Source organism: Baekduia sp. (assembly GCF_035318805.1).
In the GTDB taxonomy this organism is placed as follows: Bacteria; Actinomycetota; Thermoleophilia; order Solirubrobacterales; family Solirubrobacteraceae; genus Baekduia.
Genome location: NZ_DATHDY010000097.1, coordinates 113,405 through 128,701, shown reverse-complemented (window position 1 = coordinate 128,701; position 15,297 = coordinate 113,405). Strand labels below are relative to the sequence as shown.

The 15,297-nt window shown below is 73.0% G+C and carries 13 protein-coding genes; 5 read left to right on the top strand and 8 right to left on the bottom strand.

Translation table 11 applies throughout. The features are described from left to right. Positions 1-5 precede the first annotated feature (5 nt). Positions 6-1,391: a HAMP domain-containing sensor histidine kinase gene (locus VK501_RS20635; RefSeq protein WP_324340732.1), complete on the bottom strand. Its 1,386-nt coding sequence runs from the start codon at positions 1,389-1,391 to the stop codon at positions 6-8. After that, positions 1,388-2,041 carry a response regulator transcription factor gene (locus tag VK501_RS20630; RefSeq protein WP_324340730.1) on the bottom strand — a complete coding sequence of 218 codons (654 nt, stop codon included), beginning with the start codon at positions 2,039-2,041 and terminating at the stop codon, positions 1,388-1,390. Before VK501_RS20630 ends, VK501_RS20635 begins: the two co-directional genes overlap by 4 nt. Positions 2,042-2,156: 115 nt before the next feature. Here VK501_RS20630 and VK501_RS20625 point away from each other — a divergent pair, with 115 nt between their 5' ends. Both VK501_RS20625 and VK501_RS20620 read left to right on the top strand, forming a co-directional pair. Continuing rightward, positions 2,157-3,500, top strand: coding sequence for an NAD-dependent epimerase/dehydratase family protein (locus tag VK501_RS20625; RefSeq protein ID WP_324340728.1), 1,344 nt, complete (start codon positions 2,157-2,159; stop codon positions 3,498-3,500). Positions 3,501-3,585: 85 nt separating this feature from the next. Next, positions 3,586-4,677 carry an MGDG synthase family glycosyltransferase gene (locus tag VK501_RS20620; protein WP_324340727.1) on the top strand — a complete coding sequence of 364 codons (1,092 nt, stop codon included), beginning with the start codon at positions 3,586-3,588 and terminating at the stop codon, positions 4,675-4,677. Here the strand turns inward: VK501_RS20620 and VK501_RS20615 are convergent. Further along, on the bottom strand, positions 4,597-5,526 hold the full coding sequence (locus VK501_RS20615) for a hypothetical protein (protein WP_324340726.1): 930 nt from the start codon (positions 5,524-5,526) through the stop codon (positions 4,597-4,599). The genes VK501_RS20620 and VK501_RS20615 overlap by 81 nt on opposite strands. 51 nt (positions 5,527-5,577) lie before the next feature. Here VK501_RS20615 and VK501_RS20610 point away from each other — a divergent pair, with 51 nt between their 5' ends. Further along, positions 5,578-6,333, top strand: coding sequence for a polysaccharide deacetylase family protein (locus tag VK501_RS20610; RefSeq protein ID WP_324340724.1), 756 nt, complete (start codon positions 5,578-5,580; stop codon positions 6,331-6,333). Here the strand turns inward: VK501_RS20610 and VK501_RS20605 are convergent. The 3 genes from VK501_RS20605 to VK501_RS20595 all read right to left on the bottom strand — a co-directional run bounded on the left by VK501_RS20605 (position 6,263) and on the right by VK501_RS20595 (position 12,024). Beyond that, positions 6,263-7,282: a DegT/DnrJ/EryC1/StrS family aminotransferase gene (locus tag VK501_RS20605; RefSeq protein ID WP_324340723.1), complete on the bottom strand. Its 1,020-nt coding sequence runs from the start codon at positions 7,280-7,282 to the stop codon at positions 6,263-6,265. The two genes, VK501_RS20610 and VK501_RS20605, sit on opposite strands and share 71 nt — an antisense overlap. Beyond that, positions 7,279-10,434, bottom strand: a complete 3,156-nt coding sequence (locus tag VK501_RS20600; RefSeq protein ID WP_324340721.1) for a GAF domain-containing protein — start codon at positions 10,432-10,434, stop codon at positions 7,279-7,281. The genes VK501_RS20605 and VK501_RS20600 overlap by 4 nt, the downstream gene beginning before the upstream one ends. A gap of 81 nt (positions 10,435-10,515) precedes the next feature. Beyond that, positions 10,516-12,024: a purine-cytosine permease family protein gene (locus VK501_RS20595; RefSeq protein WP_324340719.1), complete on the bottom strand. Its 1,509-nt coding sequence runs from the start codon at positions 12,022-12,024 to the stop codon at positions 10,516-10,518. Positions 12,025-12,185: 161 nt separating this feature from the next. Here VK501_RS20595 and VK501_RS20590 point away from each other — a divergent pair, with 161 nt between their 5' ends. Then, a complete protein-coding gene (locus VK501_RS20590; RefSeq protein ID WP_324340717.1) occupies positions 12,186-12,371 on the top strand; it encodes a hypothetical protein in 186 nt (61 codons plus the stop codon). Between the two features lie 140 nt (positions 12,372-12,511). After that, on the top strand, positions 12,512-14,200 hold the full coding sequence (locus VK501_RS20585; protein WP_324340715.1) for an NAD-dependent malic enzyme: 1,689 nt from the start codon (positions 12,512-12,514) through the stop codon (positions 14,198-14,200). A 27-nt stretch (positions 14,201-14,227) separates the two neighbouring features. On the opposite strand, the gene VK501_RS20580 is transcribed toward VK501_RS20585, so the two are convergent. Further along, on the bottom strand, positions 14,228-14,563 hold the full coding sequence (locus VK501_RS20580; RefSeq protein WP_324340713.1) for a TfoX/Sxy family protein: 336 nt from the start codon (positions 14,561-14,563) through the stop codon (positions 14,228-14,230). A 49-nt stretch (positions 14,564-14,612) separates the two neighbouring features. Then, positions 14,613-15,215 (bottom strand): DUF2867 domain-containing protein, encoded by a 603-nt coding sequence (locus VK501_RS20575; RefSeq protein WP_324340712.1) that lies wholly within the window; start codon positions 15,213-15,215, stop codon positions 14,613-14,615. Between the last annotated feature and the right edge of the window lie 82 nt (positions 15,216-15,297).

Below are 15,297 nucleotides of genomic sequence, written 5' to 3'. Positions count from 1 at the left end.
GGAGGTCAACGAGGTGTCCGTGACGCTACGCGGCTCCTCTGACGGGTCTCTGACGATTCCCCATCGGATGGCCCGATCGGGAGGTCGATGGTGAACGTGGCGCCGGCGACCTCCACGTCGCCGCCGTGGGCACGCGCCGTCGCGCGGACGATCGCCAGGCCCAGCCCGGATCCGGCGCGACCACGGGCCGCCGGCGCGCGCCAGAAGCGGTCGAACGCCACGGCGGCCTGGTGGGCGCTCAACCCCGACCCGCCGTCGCTGACCGAAAGACGAGCGCGGTCGCCCTCCCGGCGGACGGCGACCGTCACCGGCGGTGCGCCGTGGACGGCGGCGTTGGCCACCATGTTCTCCACCGCGCGGCGCAGCGCCGCCTCCTCGCCCGTCACCCACACCGGCTCGTGTGCCGTGACCGTGACCGGCACGGTCGCAGCGGCCGCCGCCTCGCGCGCGACGCGATCGAGGGCCACGGGGACGCGCTCGGGGATCGCCGGCGCCGGGCGCTCGAGGACGAGCAGGTCGTCGACCAGGCGCCCCAGGCGGTCGACGTCGGCGCGGAGGTCGGCCATCGCCTCCGGGTCGGCGCCGTGGCGAGCGACGTAGTCGACGTTGCCCCGCAGCGCCATGATCGGGGTTCGCAGCTCGTGCGAGGCGTCGGCGAGCAGACGTCGCTCGGCGCTGCGGGCCTGTGCCAGCGAGCTGAGCATCGCGTTCAACGTCCGGGTGAGGGCACCCAGCTCACCGCCGCCGTCGGCGGGCAGGCGGCGTGACGGATCGCCGGTGTGCTCGATGGCCGCGGCAGCGTCCGCGAGCCGGCGCACCGGCGCGAGTCCCCGCTGCGTGAGCAGCGCGGCGAGCGCGCCGCCGATCGCGGCCGCCGCGATGGCGCACAGCAGGATGAGCGTCTGCACGCGGTCGACCGTGCGGTCGATCTCGCGGGTGGTCGAGGCCACGAGCACCGCGCCGCCGGCGGCCATGCCCCCGGTGTCGGGCAGCGGCGCCGCGAACAGGCGCAGCGGCTCGCCCGACAGGGCGGCGCTGCCGTAGGAGGTCCGGCCGTCGCGGATCGCCGTGGGCACGGCGGTCTCCGACAGCAGACGGCCGCCGAGCGCCGCCGAGCGCGCGACGATCCGCCCGTGGCGGTCGAGCACCTCGACGAGGAGATCCTCACCGCCGTTGGGCGCGTCGAGCGCGCCGGGGCTGGTCAGCAGGGCCGGAGCCGACGCGCTGAGCCGCGCCACGTCGGCGGCCCGCCCGCGCAGCGCCCGGTCCTGCGCGGCATGCAGCTCGTGGCCGACGATGTACCGGGCGGCCGCGCCGAGGGCGGCGACCGCGACCAGGAGGCCGATCCCGGCGGCCACGGCGACGCGCAGCCGAAGCGGCAGGCGCGTCACGGCTCGAGCACGAAGCCGGTGCCGCGGACGGTGCGGATCAGCTCCGGCGGACCGAGCTTGCGCCGCAGGCTCATCACGGTCCGGTCGACGACGTTGTCGACGGCCGACCCCCACACCTCGTCGATGGCGTGCTCGCGCGTCACCACGCTCCGGGCGTTGCGAAGCAGCAGCTCGAGCAGCTCGCTCTCGCGCCCGGTGAGGGCGATCGCGCGACCGTCGCGCCGAACCTCGCGCGCCAGCGGGTCGAGCCACAGCGAGCCGGCGGCCAGCGCGGTCGAGCGCCGGCGGCCCCGGCGCTCGATCGCGGCGAGCCGCGCGAGGAGCTCCTCGACCGCGAACGGCTTGACGAGGTAGTCGTCGGCGCCGGCCTCGAGCCCCGCGACCCGGTCGGCGATCGTGTCGCGCGCGGTCAGCAGCACCACGGGGGCGGTGAGGCCGCGGTCGCGCAGCCGGCGGCAGACCGCCAGGCCATCCATGTCGGGCATGGCGACATCGAGGACCACCGCGTCGGGCGCCCGTCGCTCGACCGCCGCGAGGGCCGCGCCTCCGTCGGCTGCGGCCTCGACCTCGTGCCCCTCGGCGCCCAGCGAGCGTGCCAGCATGCGCAGCACCGACGGGTCGTCGTCCACCACGAGGATGCGCGGAGACATGACACGAGGGTAGGCCAGGTCCTGGCCGGGCGGGCGATCGACTCCCGCGAGGTCTGCGTTTCCGCTCCTGCGCAGGACCTGTGCGTGAAGCTCTGACAAATGAGACGATGGCACGATGCGGATCCTGGTCACGGGTGGCGCCGGCTTCATCGGCTCGCATGTGGTTGATCAGCTCCGCGCCGAGGGGTTGATCCCTCGGGTGTTCGACGTGCGTTCGTCGCCCTACCACGCGCCGGCCACCGTCGATCAGCGGCTCGGAGACCTTCGTGACTTCGACGCGCTCGAGTCGGCGACGCGCGGCTGCGACGCGGTCATGCACCTCGCGGCCGCTGCGAACGTCGACGAGGTCGTGGAGGACCCGGTGGCCGCGGCGGCCGTCAACGCGACCGGCACCGTCAACGTCCTCGAAGCGGCCAGGCGCGCAGGCGTGCGGCGCGTCATCTACGCCAGCACCATCTGGGTCTATGCCGGGGCCACGGGCGCCGTCGACGAGGACACGAGCGTCGGCCTGCCCGAGCACCTGTATACGGCGACGAAGCTGGCCGGTGAGATGTACTGCCAGTCCTATTCCGCCCTGTATGGCCTGCCGTGCACGATCCTGCGCTTCGGCATCCCGTATGGCCCGCGGGCCCGACCGGCCGGCGTGATCCCGATCTTCATCCGCAAGGCGCTGGCGGGCGAGGCCCTCACCATCGCGGGCGAGGGGCACCAGTCGCGCCAGTTCGTGTTCGTCGAGGATCTCGCTCGAGGTGTCGTCCGCGCGCTGGCTCCACAGGCCGCCGGGCGCACGTACAACTTGGTCGGAGATGAGAACGTCAGCGTCCGCGGGATCGCCGATGCGGTTCGCGACCTCGTCGGCGATGTGGAAGTCGTGCACACCTCGGCGCGGCCTGCCGACTACGAGGGCGCCCAGGTCTCCGGTGCCCGGGCGGCCGAGGAGCTCGGTTGGCGCGCGGCCACACCCTTCGTCGAAGGAGTGCGGCGTTACGCCCAATGGCACACCGACCATGAGCGCCTCGCTCCGACGTCCGCCGCACCACGCGCCGCGTCGCGCTCGCGACGGTCGCTGGTCGCCGACGCCGTCTCCTTCGTTGCCGCGTTCGCCGTGCTGGGCCTCCTCGCCGGCTACCTCGCCGCGGTGCACGCGATCGGCCTCAGCAGTCACGACGAGAGCACGGTCGGCCTCCTCAGCTTCGGCGCGCTCGCGGCCTATCTCGCCGCGTCACCGCTGGCCAAGTCCCGTCTCGGACCGGCCGTGATGTTCGTCGGTTGGATCCTCGCGGCCGGCGTCACCGCGTTGGTGGTGCTGCCCGGCCCGCGGGAAGCGGCCGAGCTGGGTGCCCCCGAGCCGTCGCTGATCCTGCTGGGGTTGGCCGGTGGCGCGCTGAGCATCAGCCTCGCTGACCTGGTGCTCCGAGCTCGGCAGGGCGGCACGACACGCCCGGCACCGACCGGGTAGCCCGTCGAGCCACCAAGGCGCCGCAACGCCGACCTCGAGAGCCTCGGATGTGCCCTCTCGGCGGCAGTGGGAGGCTGTAGATCCCGTGCACGTTCTCATCTTCAGCGCCGACATCGGCGCGGGCCACGATGCGCCCGCGCAGGCGCTCCGCGACGGGATCCTCGTCCGCCGCCCCGGCGCCCGGGTGGAGATCGTCGACTCGATGGCTGCGGCCGGCCCCGTGGTGCGGGCGCTGGTCCGCGACGGCTCGGAGTTCGTCCTGCGCCGGTTGCCGTGGCTGTTCGATCTCCAGTACTGCCTCGTGGCCCGCTGGCCGCTGAGCCGCCGACTCGCGCAGCGCCTCGCATCGCTGCTGGGCAGGCGGGGGCTGCTGCGGACGGTGCGGGACTCTGCGCCCGACGTCGTCGTCTGCACCTATCCGCCGGCGAATCAGGTGCTCGCCGTCGAGCGCCGGCGAGGAACGCTGAACGTGCCGCTGGTGTCGGCGGTCACCGACCTGGCCGCGCTGTCCTACTGGGCCCACCCGGGGTGCGACCTGCATCTGGTCATCCACGCTGAGTCGGCGCAGGAGGTCCGCCAGATCGCTGGGCCGGGCGCCGGCGTCGCGCACGTCCGAGGTCTCAGCGACGCCGGGTTCGACGAGCCGGCCGACGAGCCCGCGGCCCGTGCTGCGCTGGGACTGCAGCTCCGGGATCTCGTGGTCACCGTCTCGGGAGGCGGCTGGGGCGTGGGCGATCTGCGCGGCGCGATCGACGCCGCGCTCGCGACGGACCCGGCCGTCAAGGTGGTGGCGTTGTGTGGACACCACGACGAGCTGCGGCAGACGCTGGAGCGGGACCACGGCGGGGGTGACCGCGTGCGAGTCCTGGGCTTCACCGAGCGGATGCCGGAGGTGCTGGCCGCCACCGACGTGCTGGTGCACTCGACCGCTGGACTGACCGTGCTCGAGGCGCTCGTGCGCGGCGCGCGAGTCATCTCCTACGGGTGGGGCGTCGGACACATCCGCCTCAACAACGAGGCCTACCGCCGCTTCGGCCTCGCCGAGGTCGTCACGCGACCTTCGGAGCTCACCGTGGCGATCCGGCGGGCACTCGCCTCACCGAGGATTCCGGACACGTCCTACGGCACGCTGCCCAGCGCCGCGGACGTCGTGCTCGATCTCGTCGCGGGCACCTGAGGCGATGACGGCCACCGTCCGGCTCGATCCCAGGACGGCGCCGCCTGCGAGGGTGAGCAGCAGCCCGGCGACCACGACGGCCGGTCCCCCGGTGGCGGTGCTCCAGCGCTCCCCGAAGAGCAGCGGTGCCAGGGCCACGGGGACGACCGTCTCGATGACGAACATCGGCGGCGCCACGCGCGTGGCGTCGAAGCGCTGCAGGGCGGACATGTCCACGAGGAATCCCGCGCCGGCGCACAGAGCGGTGGCTGCGGCCCAGGCAAGCGCCGCGAGCGGTCGGCCCGCGGCCAGCTCGACGGTCAGCAGCTTGCCGGTGAGCGCGGTGAGCGCAAACGCGGCGCCGGCGGACGCGATGAGCGACCAGGCACCGGCCCGCGCGCGGGCGCGCGCCAACGGGAGGGCGACGATGACGCCGAGGACCGCGGCGCACGCCAAGGCCGCCGCGACCGACGGCTGGCCTGCGGTGTGGGCGGGGGAGGCCGCGCCGAGCAGGACGATGCCCAGGATGACGGCGCCGGCGGCAGCCCACGAGCGCGGCCCGACGCGCTCGCCCAGCAGCCGCGCCCCACCGGCGAGCAGCAGGACCAGGCCGGCCGCGAGCGCCGGCTGCACGATCGCCACCGGCGCCAGCGCGAACGCCAAGAGCTGCAGCGGCCAGCCGAGCACGGCCAGCGCGGTGCCGGCGAGCCAGCGCGGGCGCTTGGCGAGCTCGCGCAGGAGCGACGGGCGTAGTCCATGGACATCGTCGACGGTGCGTGCCGCGCGAGCCTGGAGGAGGACCGCGCCGTCGAAGCAGCTCGCCGCGGCGACCGCGGCGGCGAGGCCCGCGAGCTCGGTCCCGTTGGCCATCTGGCGTACAGGATGGCGGTCCTGCCGGCAGCCGTGGGACCATCGGCCCGAATGCGGGCACGGACGGCACTCACGCTCGGGACGCTCGGCGCCGCCGCAGGGCGAGTCGCACCCGCGCTGGCTCCGCACATCCCGTCCGTCGCCCGAGGGCTAGGGCTCCCACGACGGCTCGACCTGCCCGGTGCGGTGGCGCTCACCTTCGACGACGGACCGCACACGGATGGCACGCCGGCGGTCCTTGAGATCCTGCGCGAGCACCGGGTCGCGGCGACGTTCTTCGTCGTCGGCGAGCAGGTGCGTCGGACCGGCGCGCTGATCGACGAGATCCGGGCGGCGGGCCACGCCGTCGCCCTGCACGGTGATCGCCACCGCACGCTCCTGCGTCTGCCGGCCCGCGCACTGCGCGAGGACCTCGACCGCCTCACGGACACGCTCGGAGACGACACGGTCCCGGCCCATCGCGCGCCCTACGGCGCCTACACGCGCTCGGCGATCGCCGAGGTCCGGCGCCGCGGGTGGGTCCCTCTGCTGTGGTCGCGATGGGGGCGCGACTGGCGCGCTCGGGCCACGCCCGCCGGCGTCGCCGCCGAGGTCACTCGCGACCTGGGCGCCGGCGATGTGCTGCTGCTCCACGACGCCGACGACTACAGCGCGCCCGGCTCCTGGCGCACGACCGTCGCCGCTCTGCCCGCCGTGCTCGACGCCATCGCCGCCGCCGGACTGCGCACGGCGCCGGTCAGGCCGGAAGGGTGGGCGGGCGGTAGTACAGCGGGACGCACCAGTGGTGCTCGGCCACCCAGTCGGTGACCGGCAGGTCGATCGGGTGGCCCATCAGCCGATGGCACGGCTCGTCGTAGACCCGGCCGGTGGAGCGCTCGATCGCGTCGAAGACGATGTACTTGTACAGGCCCGACACCATGCCCTCGGGCAGCTGGAGGCGAGCCGGGTGAAGTCCGTCCAGAACCGCGCGGGCGGCGCGGTTCTTGAACGCGACGATCTCGTCCAAGCGCTCGGCCTGGACGATTCCGAGCGCTGCGGTGAACTCGCTCATCCGGAAGTTCAGGCCGCCGACAGCGTGATCGGGCTTGCCGTAGTTGCGAAACGCGCGGGCGTACTCGAGCAGGTCTGGACGCGACGAGACGAGCATCCCGCCTTCGCCGGTGGAGATCGTCTTGGTGGCGTAGAACGAGTACACGCCCGCGTCGCCGAACGTGCCCGGCTGGCGCCCGCGGAGGCTGGCGCCGTGCGCGTGCGCGCAGTCCTCGATCAGGAAGACGCCCTCGGCCCGGCACAGCTCGGCGATCGCCTCCGTCTCGAACGCCAGGTGCCCGCCGATGTGCACCAAGAACGCCGCGCGCGGCCGATGCTCGGCGATGGCGCGCTCGAATTCGGCCAGGGTGGCGCACAGGTCGTCGCGGCCACAGTCGACGAAGGCGACCTCGGCACCGAGGTGCACGGCCGCCAGCGGCGTCGCCATGAACGTGTTGGACGGGCAGATGACGACGTCGCCCGGCCCGACGCCGGCGAAGCGCAGGGCGGCCAGCGCGCCGCCCGTCCAGCTGCCGAACGCGACCGCGCCAGTGCCGTGCCGCTGTCCCCACAGGTTCTCGAACCGCTCGATGAGCACGCCTTCGGCCCAGCGCTGCGAGTCCAGGATCTCGTCCCAGAGGGCATGCAGCCGACGGCGGTCGCGCTCGTCGAACCCGATCGCGAAGCGGCCGAGCTCCTCGGCGTTCGGGATTGCGGACGGGATCACAGCGGCAGCGTCGCGGCCAGGAGCGTGCCGCCGCCGGCGGGACTCTGGATGTCGAGTCGCCCGCCCAGGGCGGTCACGCGGTCGGCCATCGCCACCAGACCGTGACCGTCGGGGTCGGCAGCTCCGATGCCGTCGTCGCGAACCGCGACGTGGAGCACTCCATCGTCCACCGACGCTCTGACCTCGGCGCGGTGGGCTTGGGCGTGCTTGACGACGTTCGTCAGGGCCTCGGCCACGATGAAGTACGCGCTCGCCTCGATCTCCGCCGGGAGCCGCTCGCCCGGAACCCGCACCTGAACCGGTAGGCCGAGCCGCGCCACCATCGCGTCGACGCCGGCCCGGAGACCGCCGCCGGTGAGGACCGCGGGAAGGATTCCGTGGGCCAGCTCGCGCAGCTCGACGTTGCCCTGCTGGGCCTGCTCGAGCGCCTCGCCGACGAGCGACTCCGCCGTTGCGTCGCGCTCTTGGAGCGCTCGCTGCGCGAGCTTCAGCGTCACGATGGTGTGCACCAGTCGCTGCTGTGCGCCGTCGTGCAGGTCGCGCACCACGCGGCGGCGGGCCTCGTCCCCCGCGGTGAGCAGACGCGTCCGCGAGGCGGTGAGCTGGTCACGGCTGTCGGCGTTGGCGATCGCGGTGTCGAGCAGCTCGGCGAACTGCGCCATCCGCTGCTCGGTGTCGGCCGGCGGTGGCTCCTCGCCGTTCCAGGTCGCGACGGCGACGCCCCAGAGCCGGCCGTCCACGGTGATGGGCGCGCCGACGGCCGCGCGCAGACCCTTGGTGTCGATCAGTCGAGCAACGGCGCCGTGGCGCCCTTGGTGCGCGTCCATCCGGGCGGGCCGCTTGGTGCGCCGCACCGTCGCCGACACGCTCCCGTCGTCTGGGCGCACCCGCGTGCCGGGCGGCAGTCGCTTCGGGTTCGGTCCGCGGTGGGCGAGAAGGACGACCTCGTCGCCGGGCTCGTAGCGGCTCAGCACGACCTGGTCGGCCTCCAGCAGCCGCTCCATCTCCGCGGCGACGGCGTCGAAGACGGCGGTCGGCGAGGCGCCCTCGGCGACCAGCGTCGCCACCCGCCTCAGCGCGGCCTGCTCGTCCGCGAGCCGTTCGGCTTTGGCGTGTGACTCGGTGTTGCCGATCGCGGTGGCCATGAGCGCGGTGAACTGGCCGAGGCGGTGCTCGGTCTGCGGCGGCAGCGCCTCGGCCTGAGCCGTCCCGGTGACCATGGCGCCCCAGAGCCGGCCTTCCACGTGGATGGGAGCCGCCGCCACGGTGCGAATGCCGATCGAGCGTACGGTGTCTGCGACCGGGTGGGTCACGCTCACGTAGTCGTCGATCCGCACCGGGCGCCCGGTCTGGAACACCTGCGAGGCGGCCGTCTGTCCGTCCAGGGGAACGCGAGCGCCGATCGGGAGGACGTTCTTGGCGTCATCACCCCAGCTGGCCACCACGCGTGCGCTGCTGCGGTCCTCGTCGTAGCGCAGCATCCGGATCTCCTCCGTGCTGAGCATCTGCCCGATCTCCTCCGCGATCGCGGTGAAGACCTCCGCTTGGGACGCCTCGCGCGCGACGAGCGTCGCGACGCGCCGCAGAGCCGCCTGCTCGTGGGCCAGCCGCGTCACCTCGGTGCGCGCCTCGGCGTTGGCGATGGCCGTGGCGACCAGGTCGGCGAACTGGGCAGCGCGCGCCTCGGTGTCGGGGGGCAGGGGCTCGCGCTGCGTCGAGTGGACGGCGAGCGCACCCCACAACCGACCGTCGACCACGATCGGGCAGCCGACCGAGGAGCTCACCCCGAGCTCCTCGCGGATGACCGCGGCAATCGGTCCCGGGACAGCCGCCCAGTCCTCGACGCGCGCGGCCTGGCGCGTCTCCGCGACCATCCTCGTGGGGTCGCCGGGCCCGGTGGGCCAGCGATCGGGAACGGGAGGGTGCTCGCCCACCGCGGCCCAGGTCGCCACCGTGCTGACGGTGGCGTCGTCCTCGTAGCGGATCATGCCGGAGAAGTCGGCGCCGAGCAGCGTGCCGACTTCTCGCGCGACGGCGCCGAACAGCTCCCTCGACGGGACGTCTTGCGCCACGAGCGTCGCCACGCGCCGCAGCGCCGCCTGCTCGTCGACGAGCCGCTGCACGTGAGCCCGCGCCTGGGCGTTGGCGATCGCCGTGGCGACGAGCTCCGTGAAGCCCTCCAGCCGCGACTCCGTGTCTCCGGGCAGATGCGCGCTCTGCGTCGAGGAGACGAGCAGCACGCCCCACACCCGGCCATCGACGACGATCGGGCTGCCCACGGCGGAGCGGACGCCCAGCTCATCACGGGCGACCTTGCCGGCAACCCCGTCCCACGCGTCCTCGCGTGCCGGCCGGCCCGTCTCGCGGATGATCCTCGGCAGCGTGGCGCCCTCGAGCGACACGCGACCCGGCGCGTCCAGATGACCGTCGACGGCGCTCCAGGGCGGCAGGATCGTCATCGTGCCGTCGTCCTCGTAGCGGGACATGCCCGCGAGGTCTGCGCCGAACAGCGTGCCGACCTCCTGGGAGACGGCGTCGAAGAGCTCCTCGTACGGCGCAGCATGCGCGATCAGCGTCGCCACCCGCCGCAACGCCGCCTGCTCTTCGGCCAGTCGGGCCAGCCTGGCGCGGCTCTCGGCGTTCGCGACCGCCGTCGCCAGGAGCTCTGTGAACTGGGTCAGGCGCGCCTCGGTGTCCGCGGGCATGGGTTCCTCCCCGCGCGAGCCGGCGGCCATCACGCCCCACAGGCGGCCCTCGACCATGATCGGCGTCCCGACGGCCGAGCGAACGCCCCGCTCGCGGACGGCGACATCGATCGGGCCGGAGGCGTCGGCATAGCTCTCGATCCGCGCGGGACGACCGGTCCGAGCGACGATCGAGCAGAGGTTGTTGCCGTCGAGGATCCACCGGCTCCCGACAGGGAAGATGGCGGCGGTGCTGCCCCAGGCGGCGACGAAGGTCACCGCGCCGTCGGGCTCGCAGCGGCTCATGTCGGCGAAGTCGACCGGAAGCAGCCGCCCGACCTCCTCGGTGATCGCCGCGAACACCTCTTCCGGCGCCGCCGCGCGCGCGACCAGCGTCGCGACCCGCCGCAACGCCGCCTGCTCGGCGGCCAGCGCAATCGGATCCTCGCCGCTCACGTGCGCGCTCATCCCCTCACGGTCGCGCGCCGCCCGACAGGCCCAGCGGGAGCGGATATCCGGCGCATCGGCTGCGGCAGCAAGCGCGGCGCATCAACCTGAAAGCGTAACCCCGCCTCGCCTCCACGTGGAGCCCCGCTCGCCTCCACGTGGAATGGGCATGACCCCTCGCTCGGGGAAGATCTTGACGAGCGCGTAGTACAGGACGCCGCCGACCACCGCCGCGCTCGTGAAGCTCAGGTCGATCCCGCTCACGTGCCTGGTGAGCGGCCCGGTGATGATGCTCGTCGATGCGAACAGCATGCCGGTCGCCACCGCGGCACCCCAGGCGACGACCGCTCTGACGTTGAAGCCGCCGGTGAACCAGTAGACGCCCGTCTTCGCGCCGCCCGCGAACGCCTGGAGGTCGTTGGGCTCGTACCACCCATGTCGCAACAGGTGCCCGATGGTCATGATGACCATCCAGGGGGTGCACGTGACGAGCATGAGCGTCGCGAACGCCTCGATCGACTTGATCGCGTTGAAGCCGATCAGCCCGACGTACGCAGCGGCGAGCCCGATCGCGCTGATCACGAACGTGAGCTGCGCGCGCGAGAGACGCCAGAACACGGCCTGAAGGTCGAGCGCCGCGTTGTACACGCACATGGCGGCGCTCTCGATGTTGGCCAGCCCGCCGGGAGCGATCATCAGGAGGATCGCGAACCAGAGCGGCGACGCGGCCGGGAAGCCGATCGCGAAGGCGGTCGTCGGATCCTCGAACGTCGTGGTCGCGTAGGCGGCGACGATCTCGGCCAGCCAGCAGCCCGCGAAGATGCCGAGGCCTGCGGCGAGCGCGCACGTGCGCGCGTTCGTCCCGGAGGGGATGTAGCGACCGTAGTCGCCGATGAACGGCCCCCAGGTGATCGGCAGCAACGCTGCGAGCACCATCGTCAGCACCCACGTCGGCCAGTACGCCTCGAGCAGGTAGCTCCCGCCGTGCACCGCGTGGAACTTGCCGGCCAGGACGATCACCGCCAGCAGCGAGACCCCCGCGCTCGCGATCGCGATGAACCGGAAGCTCGCCACCAGCGTCGCGTGCCCGTAGATCGCGAGCACGAACGAGAGCAGCGACACGACCAGCATCGCGATCGACAGCGCGACGTCGCCGGTGCCGGTGCCGATGAGCCGGTGGAAGACCACGACGATCGTCTGGCCCGCGGTCCAGACGAGGATCGCGAAGAACGCCAGTCCGATGACGAGGCTGATCAGGGAGCCGAGGTAGCGCCCCCTCACGCCGAAGAAGGCGCCGCTCGAGACGGCGTTGTTCGTCCCGGTCTTGGGCGACTGGATCGCCACCCCGGTGAAGATCAGCGAGCCGAGCGCGACGCCGGCGGTGACAGCCGTGAAGGTGCTCCACCAACTGAGCCCGAAGACGATGCCCAGCGACCCGAACACCATGTTGCCGAAGCCGAACTGCGGCCCGAACATGGCCCACGCGAGGTCGCGCGGATGCGAGTGGCGATCGCGCTCCGGAACGTAGTCGATCCCCCGGGCCTCGACCCGGCCGATCTCGTCGGCCGACGCTTGTGGTGCCGGTCCGGGCACCGCCGCCGAGTTGTCCACGCTGTGCTCCCGCTGACGTTGGGTCCCACCGGTCGTCCACGCGGCGTCTTGCGAGGCGCTCGTCAACAGGCTATGCCTCGGGTCAAGACGCGGGCGACGACTGCGCTCCGCTCGCGCTCGACCTGATCGGAGGCCAGCCGATCGAAGCGGAGGCGGCGGCGGTGATCGAGCGGCTCGATGGACCGGCGGTGGTCGCTCGCTCGGCGGCCTGGTGGCGACGGCAATACGTGCTGGTGGAGGACGTCCGGGCGACCTCCCATGGGGCGTTGGTCGGCTCGACCCGCGCGGTCGACGCATACCTCAAGGCGCGCTCGCTGCACGACCGCGTCGGCGCGTTGCCGTCGTGATCGCGGCGACGCGCGGCTGAGCGCAGCAGGCCGGCGTGTTCGCCGAGGGAAGGCGCGGTCCTTGTGCGCTCGACCAGTATCCACAGGCCAGCCGGACAGTCCTGATGAGCGGGCCGGGCGACCAGAGTGATGTCGACCTGATGGCTATGAAGACGGACCCGACGATCACGGACTCGCTGCCGCGAGGGCGCGCGCTGCTGAGGGATCCGCGCTGCAACCGCGGGACGGCGTTCACCGCGCACGAACGCTCCGTTCTCGGCCTCGACGGCCTGCTGCCGCCCGCCGTCCTGTCGCTGGACGTCCAGACGCGGCGCTCGTATGAGCAGTACCTCGCCCAGTCCGACGACCTGGCCCGCAACACCTTCCTGGCGGCTGTCCGACATCGCAACGAAGTGTTGTTCTACAAGCTGCTGGAGGAGCACCTGCAGGAGATGCTCCCGGTCGTCTACACGCCGGTCGTGGCCCAGGCCATCGAGCACTACAGCACCGAGTTCCGCCGGCCCGACGGCGTCTATCTGTCGGTCGACGACATCGATGGCGTCGAGAGCGCGCTGCGCAACTATGGCCTGGGGGCGGGCGACGTCGATCTGATCGTGGCGACCGACGGTGAGGGGCTCCTCGGCATCGGCGACTGGGGCGCCAACGGCATGAACATCGCCGTGGGCAAGCTCGCGATCTACACCGCGGCCGCCGGCGTGCACCCGAATCGCGTGATCCCGGTGATGCTCGACGCCGGCACCGACAACGAGGTCCTGCTCGACGACCCGTTCTATGTCGGCAACCGCCACGCCCGCGTGCGCGGCGAGCGCTACGACGCGCTGATCGCCGCCTACGTCGAGTGCGCGCAGCGGCTGTTCCCCGACGCGCTGCTGCACTGGGAGGACTTCGGACCGGCCAACGCGCGGCGCATCCTGCTCGACTACCGCGACCGCGCGTGCACGTTCAACGACGACATCCAGGGAACCGGCGCGATCGTGCTCGCCGCCGTGCTGGCGGGGATGCGCGTCGCCGGGACGCGGGCGAGCGAGCAGCGGATCGTGATCTTCGGGGCGGGCAGCGCGGGGGTGGGGATCGCCGACCAGCTCCGCACCGTGATGGTCGCCGACGGCCTCGACGCCGACGAGGCGACGCGGCGCTTCTGGTGCGTCGACCGCCAGGGCCTGCTCGTCGACGGCATGAACGACCTGCGCGACTTCCAGCAGCCCTACGCGCGCCCGCGTTCGGAGGTCGCCGGCTGGGCGAACGGCGGATCGATCGGCCTCGCCGAGGTCGTCGCGCACGTGCGCCCGACGATGCTCATCGGCACCTCGGCCCAGAACCGGGCGTTCACCGAGGCGATCATCCGCGAGATGGCCGCACACGTCGAGCGGCCCATGGTCCTTCCGCTGTCGAACCCGACCAAGCGGATCGAGGCGGTGCCCGCCGACATCATCAACTGGACCGACGGCCGCGCGCTGGTCGCCACCGGCACCCCCTGGGATCCGGTCGCCTGTCGCGGCACCGACTACGTGATCGGGCAGGCCAACAACGCCCTGAGCTATCCCGGCATCGGCCTCGGCGCGATCGTCGCACGCGCCACCCGCGTCACCGACGGCATGCTCCTCGCCGCCGCTGACGCGATCGCCGGCTTGGTCGACGTCGGCCCGCCCGGCGCCGGGCTGCTGCCCAACGTCGGAAACCTCCGAGCCACGTCCTCGACGGTCGCGGTCGCCGTGGCGCGCGCCGCCGCGCAGGACGGGGTGGCTCAGGCGGACCTGGCCGACCCGGTCCAGGCCGTGCAGGACGCGATGTGGCGGGCGGCATACCCGCCGCTGGAGCTCGAGCGCTGAGCCCCCGGGCAACCACCGGCCGGCCGGCTATCCCTTGGCGGGAAGCGACCGCGCGTACGCGACGCCACGCCGGACCCAGGGCGCGAGCTGGCGCTTGGTGCGAAGGCCCTCCAGGTCGACGCGCACCCAGCCCTGCATCTCGCGACCGCGCATCTCGAACGGTCGCACGTGCGGCTTGGCCACCAGAGCGTCGGTCGCCTCGGGGTCCACGCGCACCATCAGGCCGCCCTGACCGCTGGCCGCCACGGACATGTTGCCGCCGATCAGGAACGCCAGGCCGCCGAACATCCGCTGCTCGCTCACGTCGGATTCGCCGGCCACCAACTCACGGATCCGGTTGGCGAGGTCCTCGTCGTAGGCCACGGCGCATGGTCGCCCACGCACGCTGTGTGGCGCAAGCGTGCCTTCGCCGTCACCCGTGCACCGGTGCCGGCTCGCCGGCCCCCGCTTGCCAGGCCCGCTCGATCTGTCGCATCGCCGCGGGGTAGACGATCAGGTGCCGGAACGGCCTGATCGCGGCCATGTAGGCGGTTCCCAGCAGGCCGTTGGGCTTCACCAAGACGGCCATCTGGCCGCGGTGGCCGCCGGTCCCGTCCGGCACCCAGCCGAGATGCATGACCCCGTGCATGGTCCGGTTGGCGATCTCCGCCGCCCACTCGTCGCCGAGCAGGTAGAGCGCGGTGAAGGGGAGCGTGCCGAAGCCGGGGCCCGACGGGGTGTCGCGCAGGTCAGCCGGGAAGCGGTCGCGGAGCGTCGGGACCCGCGAGCCGAGGCCGGCGTCCGGGCCGTCCCAGCCGAGCAGCTCCCCGACCTTCCACCGGATCGCCCAGAGCGCGCGGACGGCGGGGGAGGAGCCGTTCGACGGGTCGCCCGTGGCGACCGCGCGCACCAGCCGAGGGAACTCGTCGGGGCCGCCGGGCGTCGGCAGCGCCCACACGTCCTCCAGCTGGAAATCGCGGGTGAGCTCATGGATTCGCCAGGGCTGGGAGGTGTGGGCCGTGTTCGGGAGCCTCATGCGCGGACCTCCATCCGTACAGTGCTGTATGGATGAGAGGCTACGCACCAGCAGCAGCGGTGTCAACGCCTCGCCGGACGCG

Bases quoted from the DNA above. Each gene is read 5' to 3' on its own strand.
- VK501_RS20630 (WP_324340730.1), bottom strand. From the start codon at position 2,041: ATGTCTCCGCGCATCCTCGTGGTGGACGACGACCCGTCGGTGCTGCGC.
- VK501_RS20625 (WP_324340728.1), top strand. From the start codon at position 2,157: ATGCGGATCCTGGTCACGGGTGGCGCCGGCTTCATCGGCTCGCATGTG.
- VK501_RS20615 (WP_324340726.1), bottom strand. From the start codon at position 5,526: ATGGCCAACGGGACCGAGCTCGCGGGCCTCGCCGCCGCGGTCGCCGCG.
- VK501_RS20610 (WP_324340724.1), top strand. From the start codon at position 5,578: ATGCGGGCACGGACGGCACTCACGCTCGGGACGCTCGGCGCCGCCGCA.
- VK501_RS20600 (WP_324340721.1), bottom strand. From the start codon at position 10,434: ATGAGCGCGCACGTGAGCGGCGAGGATCCGATTGCGCTGGCCGCCGAG.
- VK501_RS20585 (WP_324340715.1), top strand. From the start codon at position 12,512: ATGGCTATGAAGACGGACCCGACGATCACGGACTCGCTGCCGCGAGGG.
- VK501_RS20575 (WP_324340712.1), bottom strand. From the start codon at position 15,215: ATGAGGCTCCCGAACACGGCCCACACCTCCCAGCCCTGGCGAATCCAT.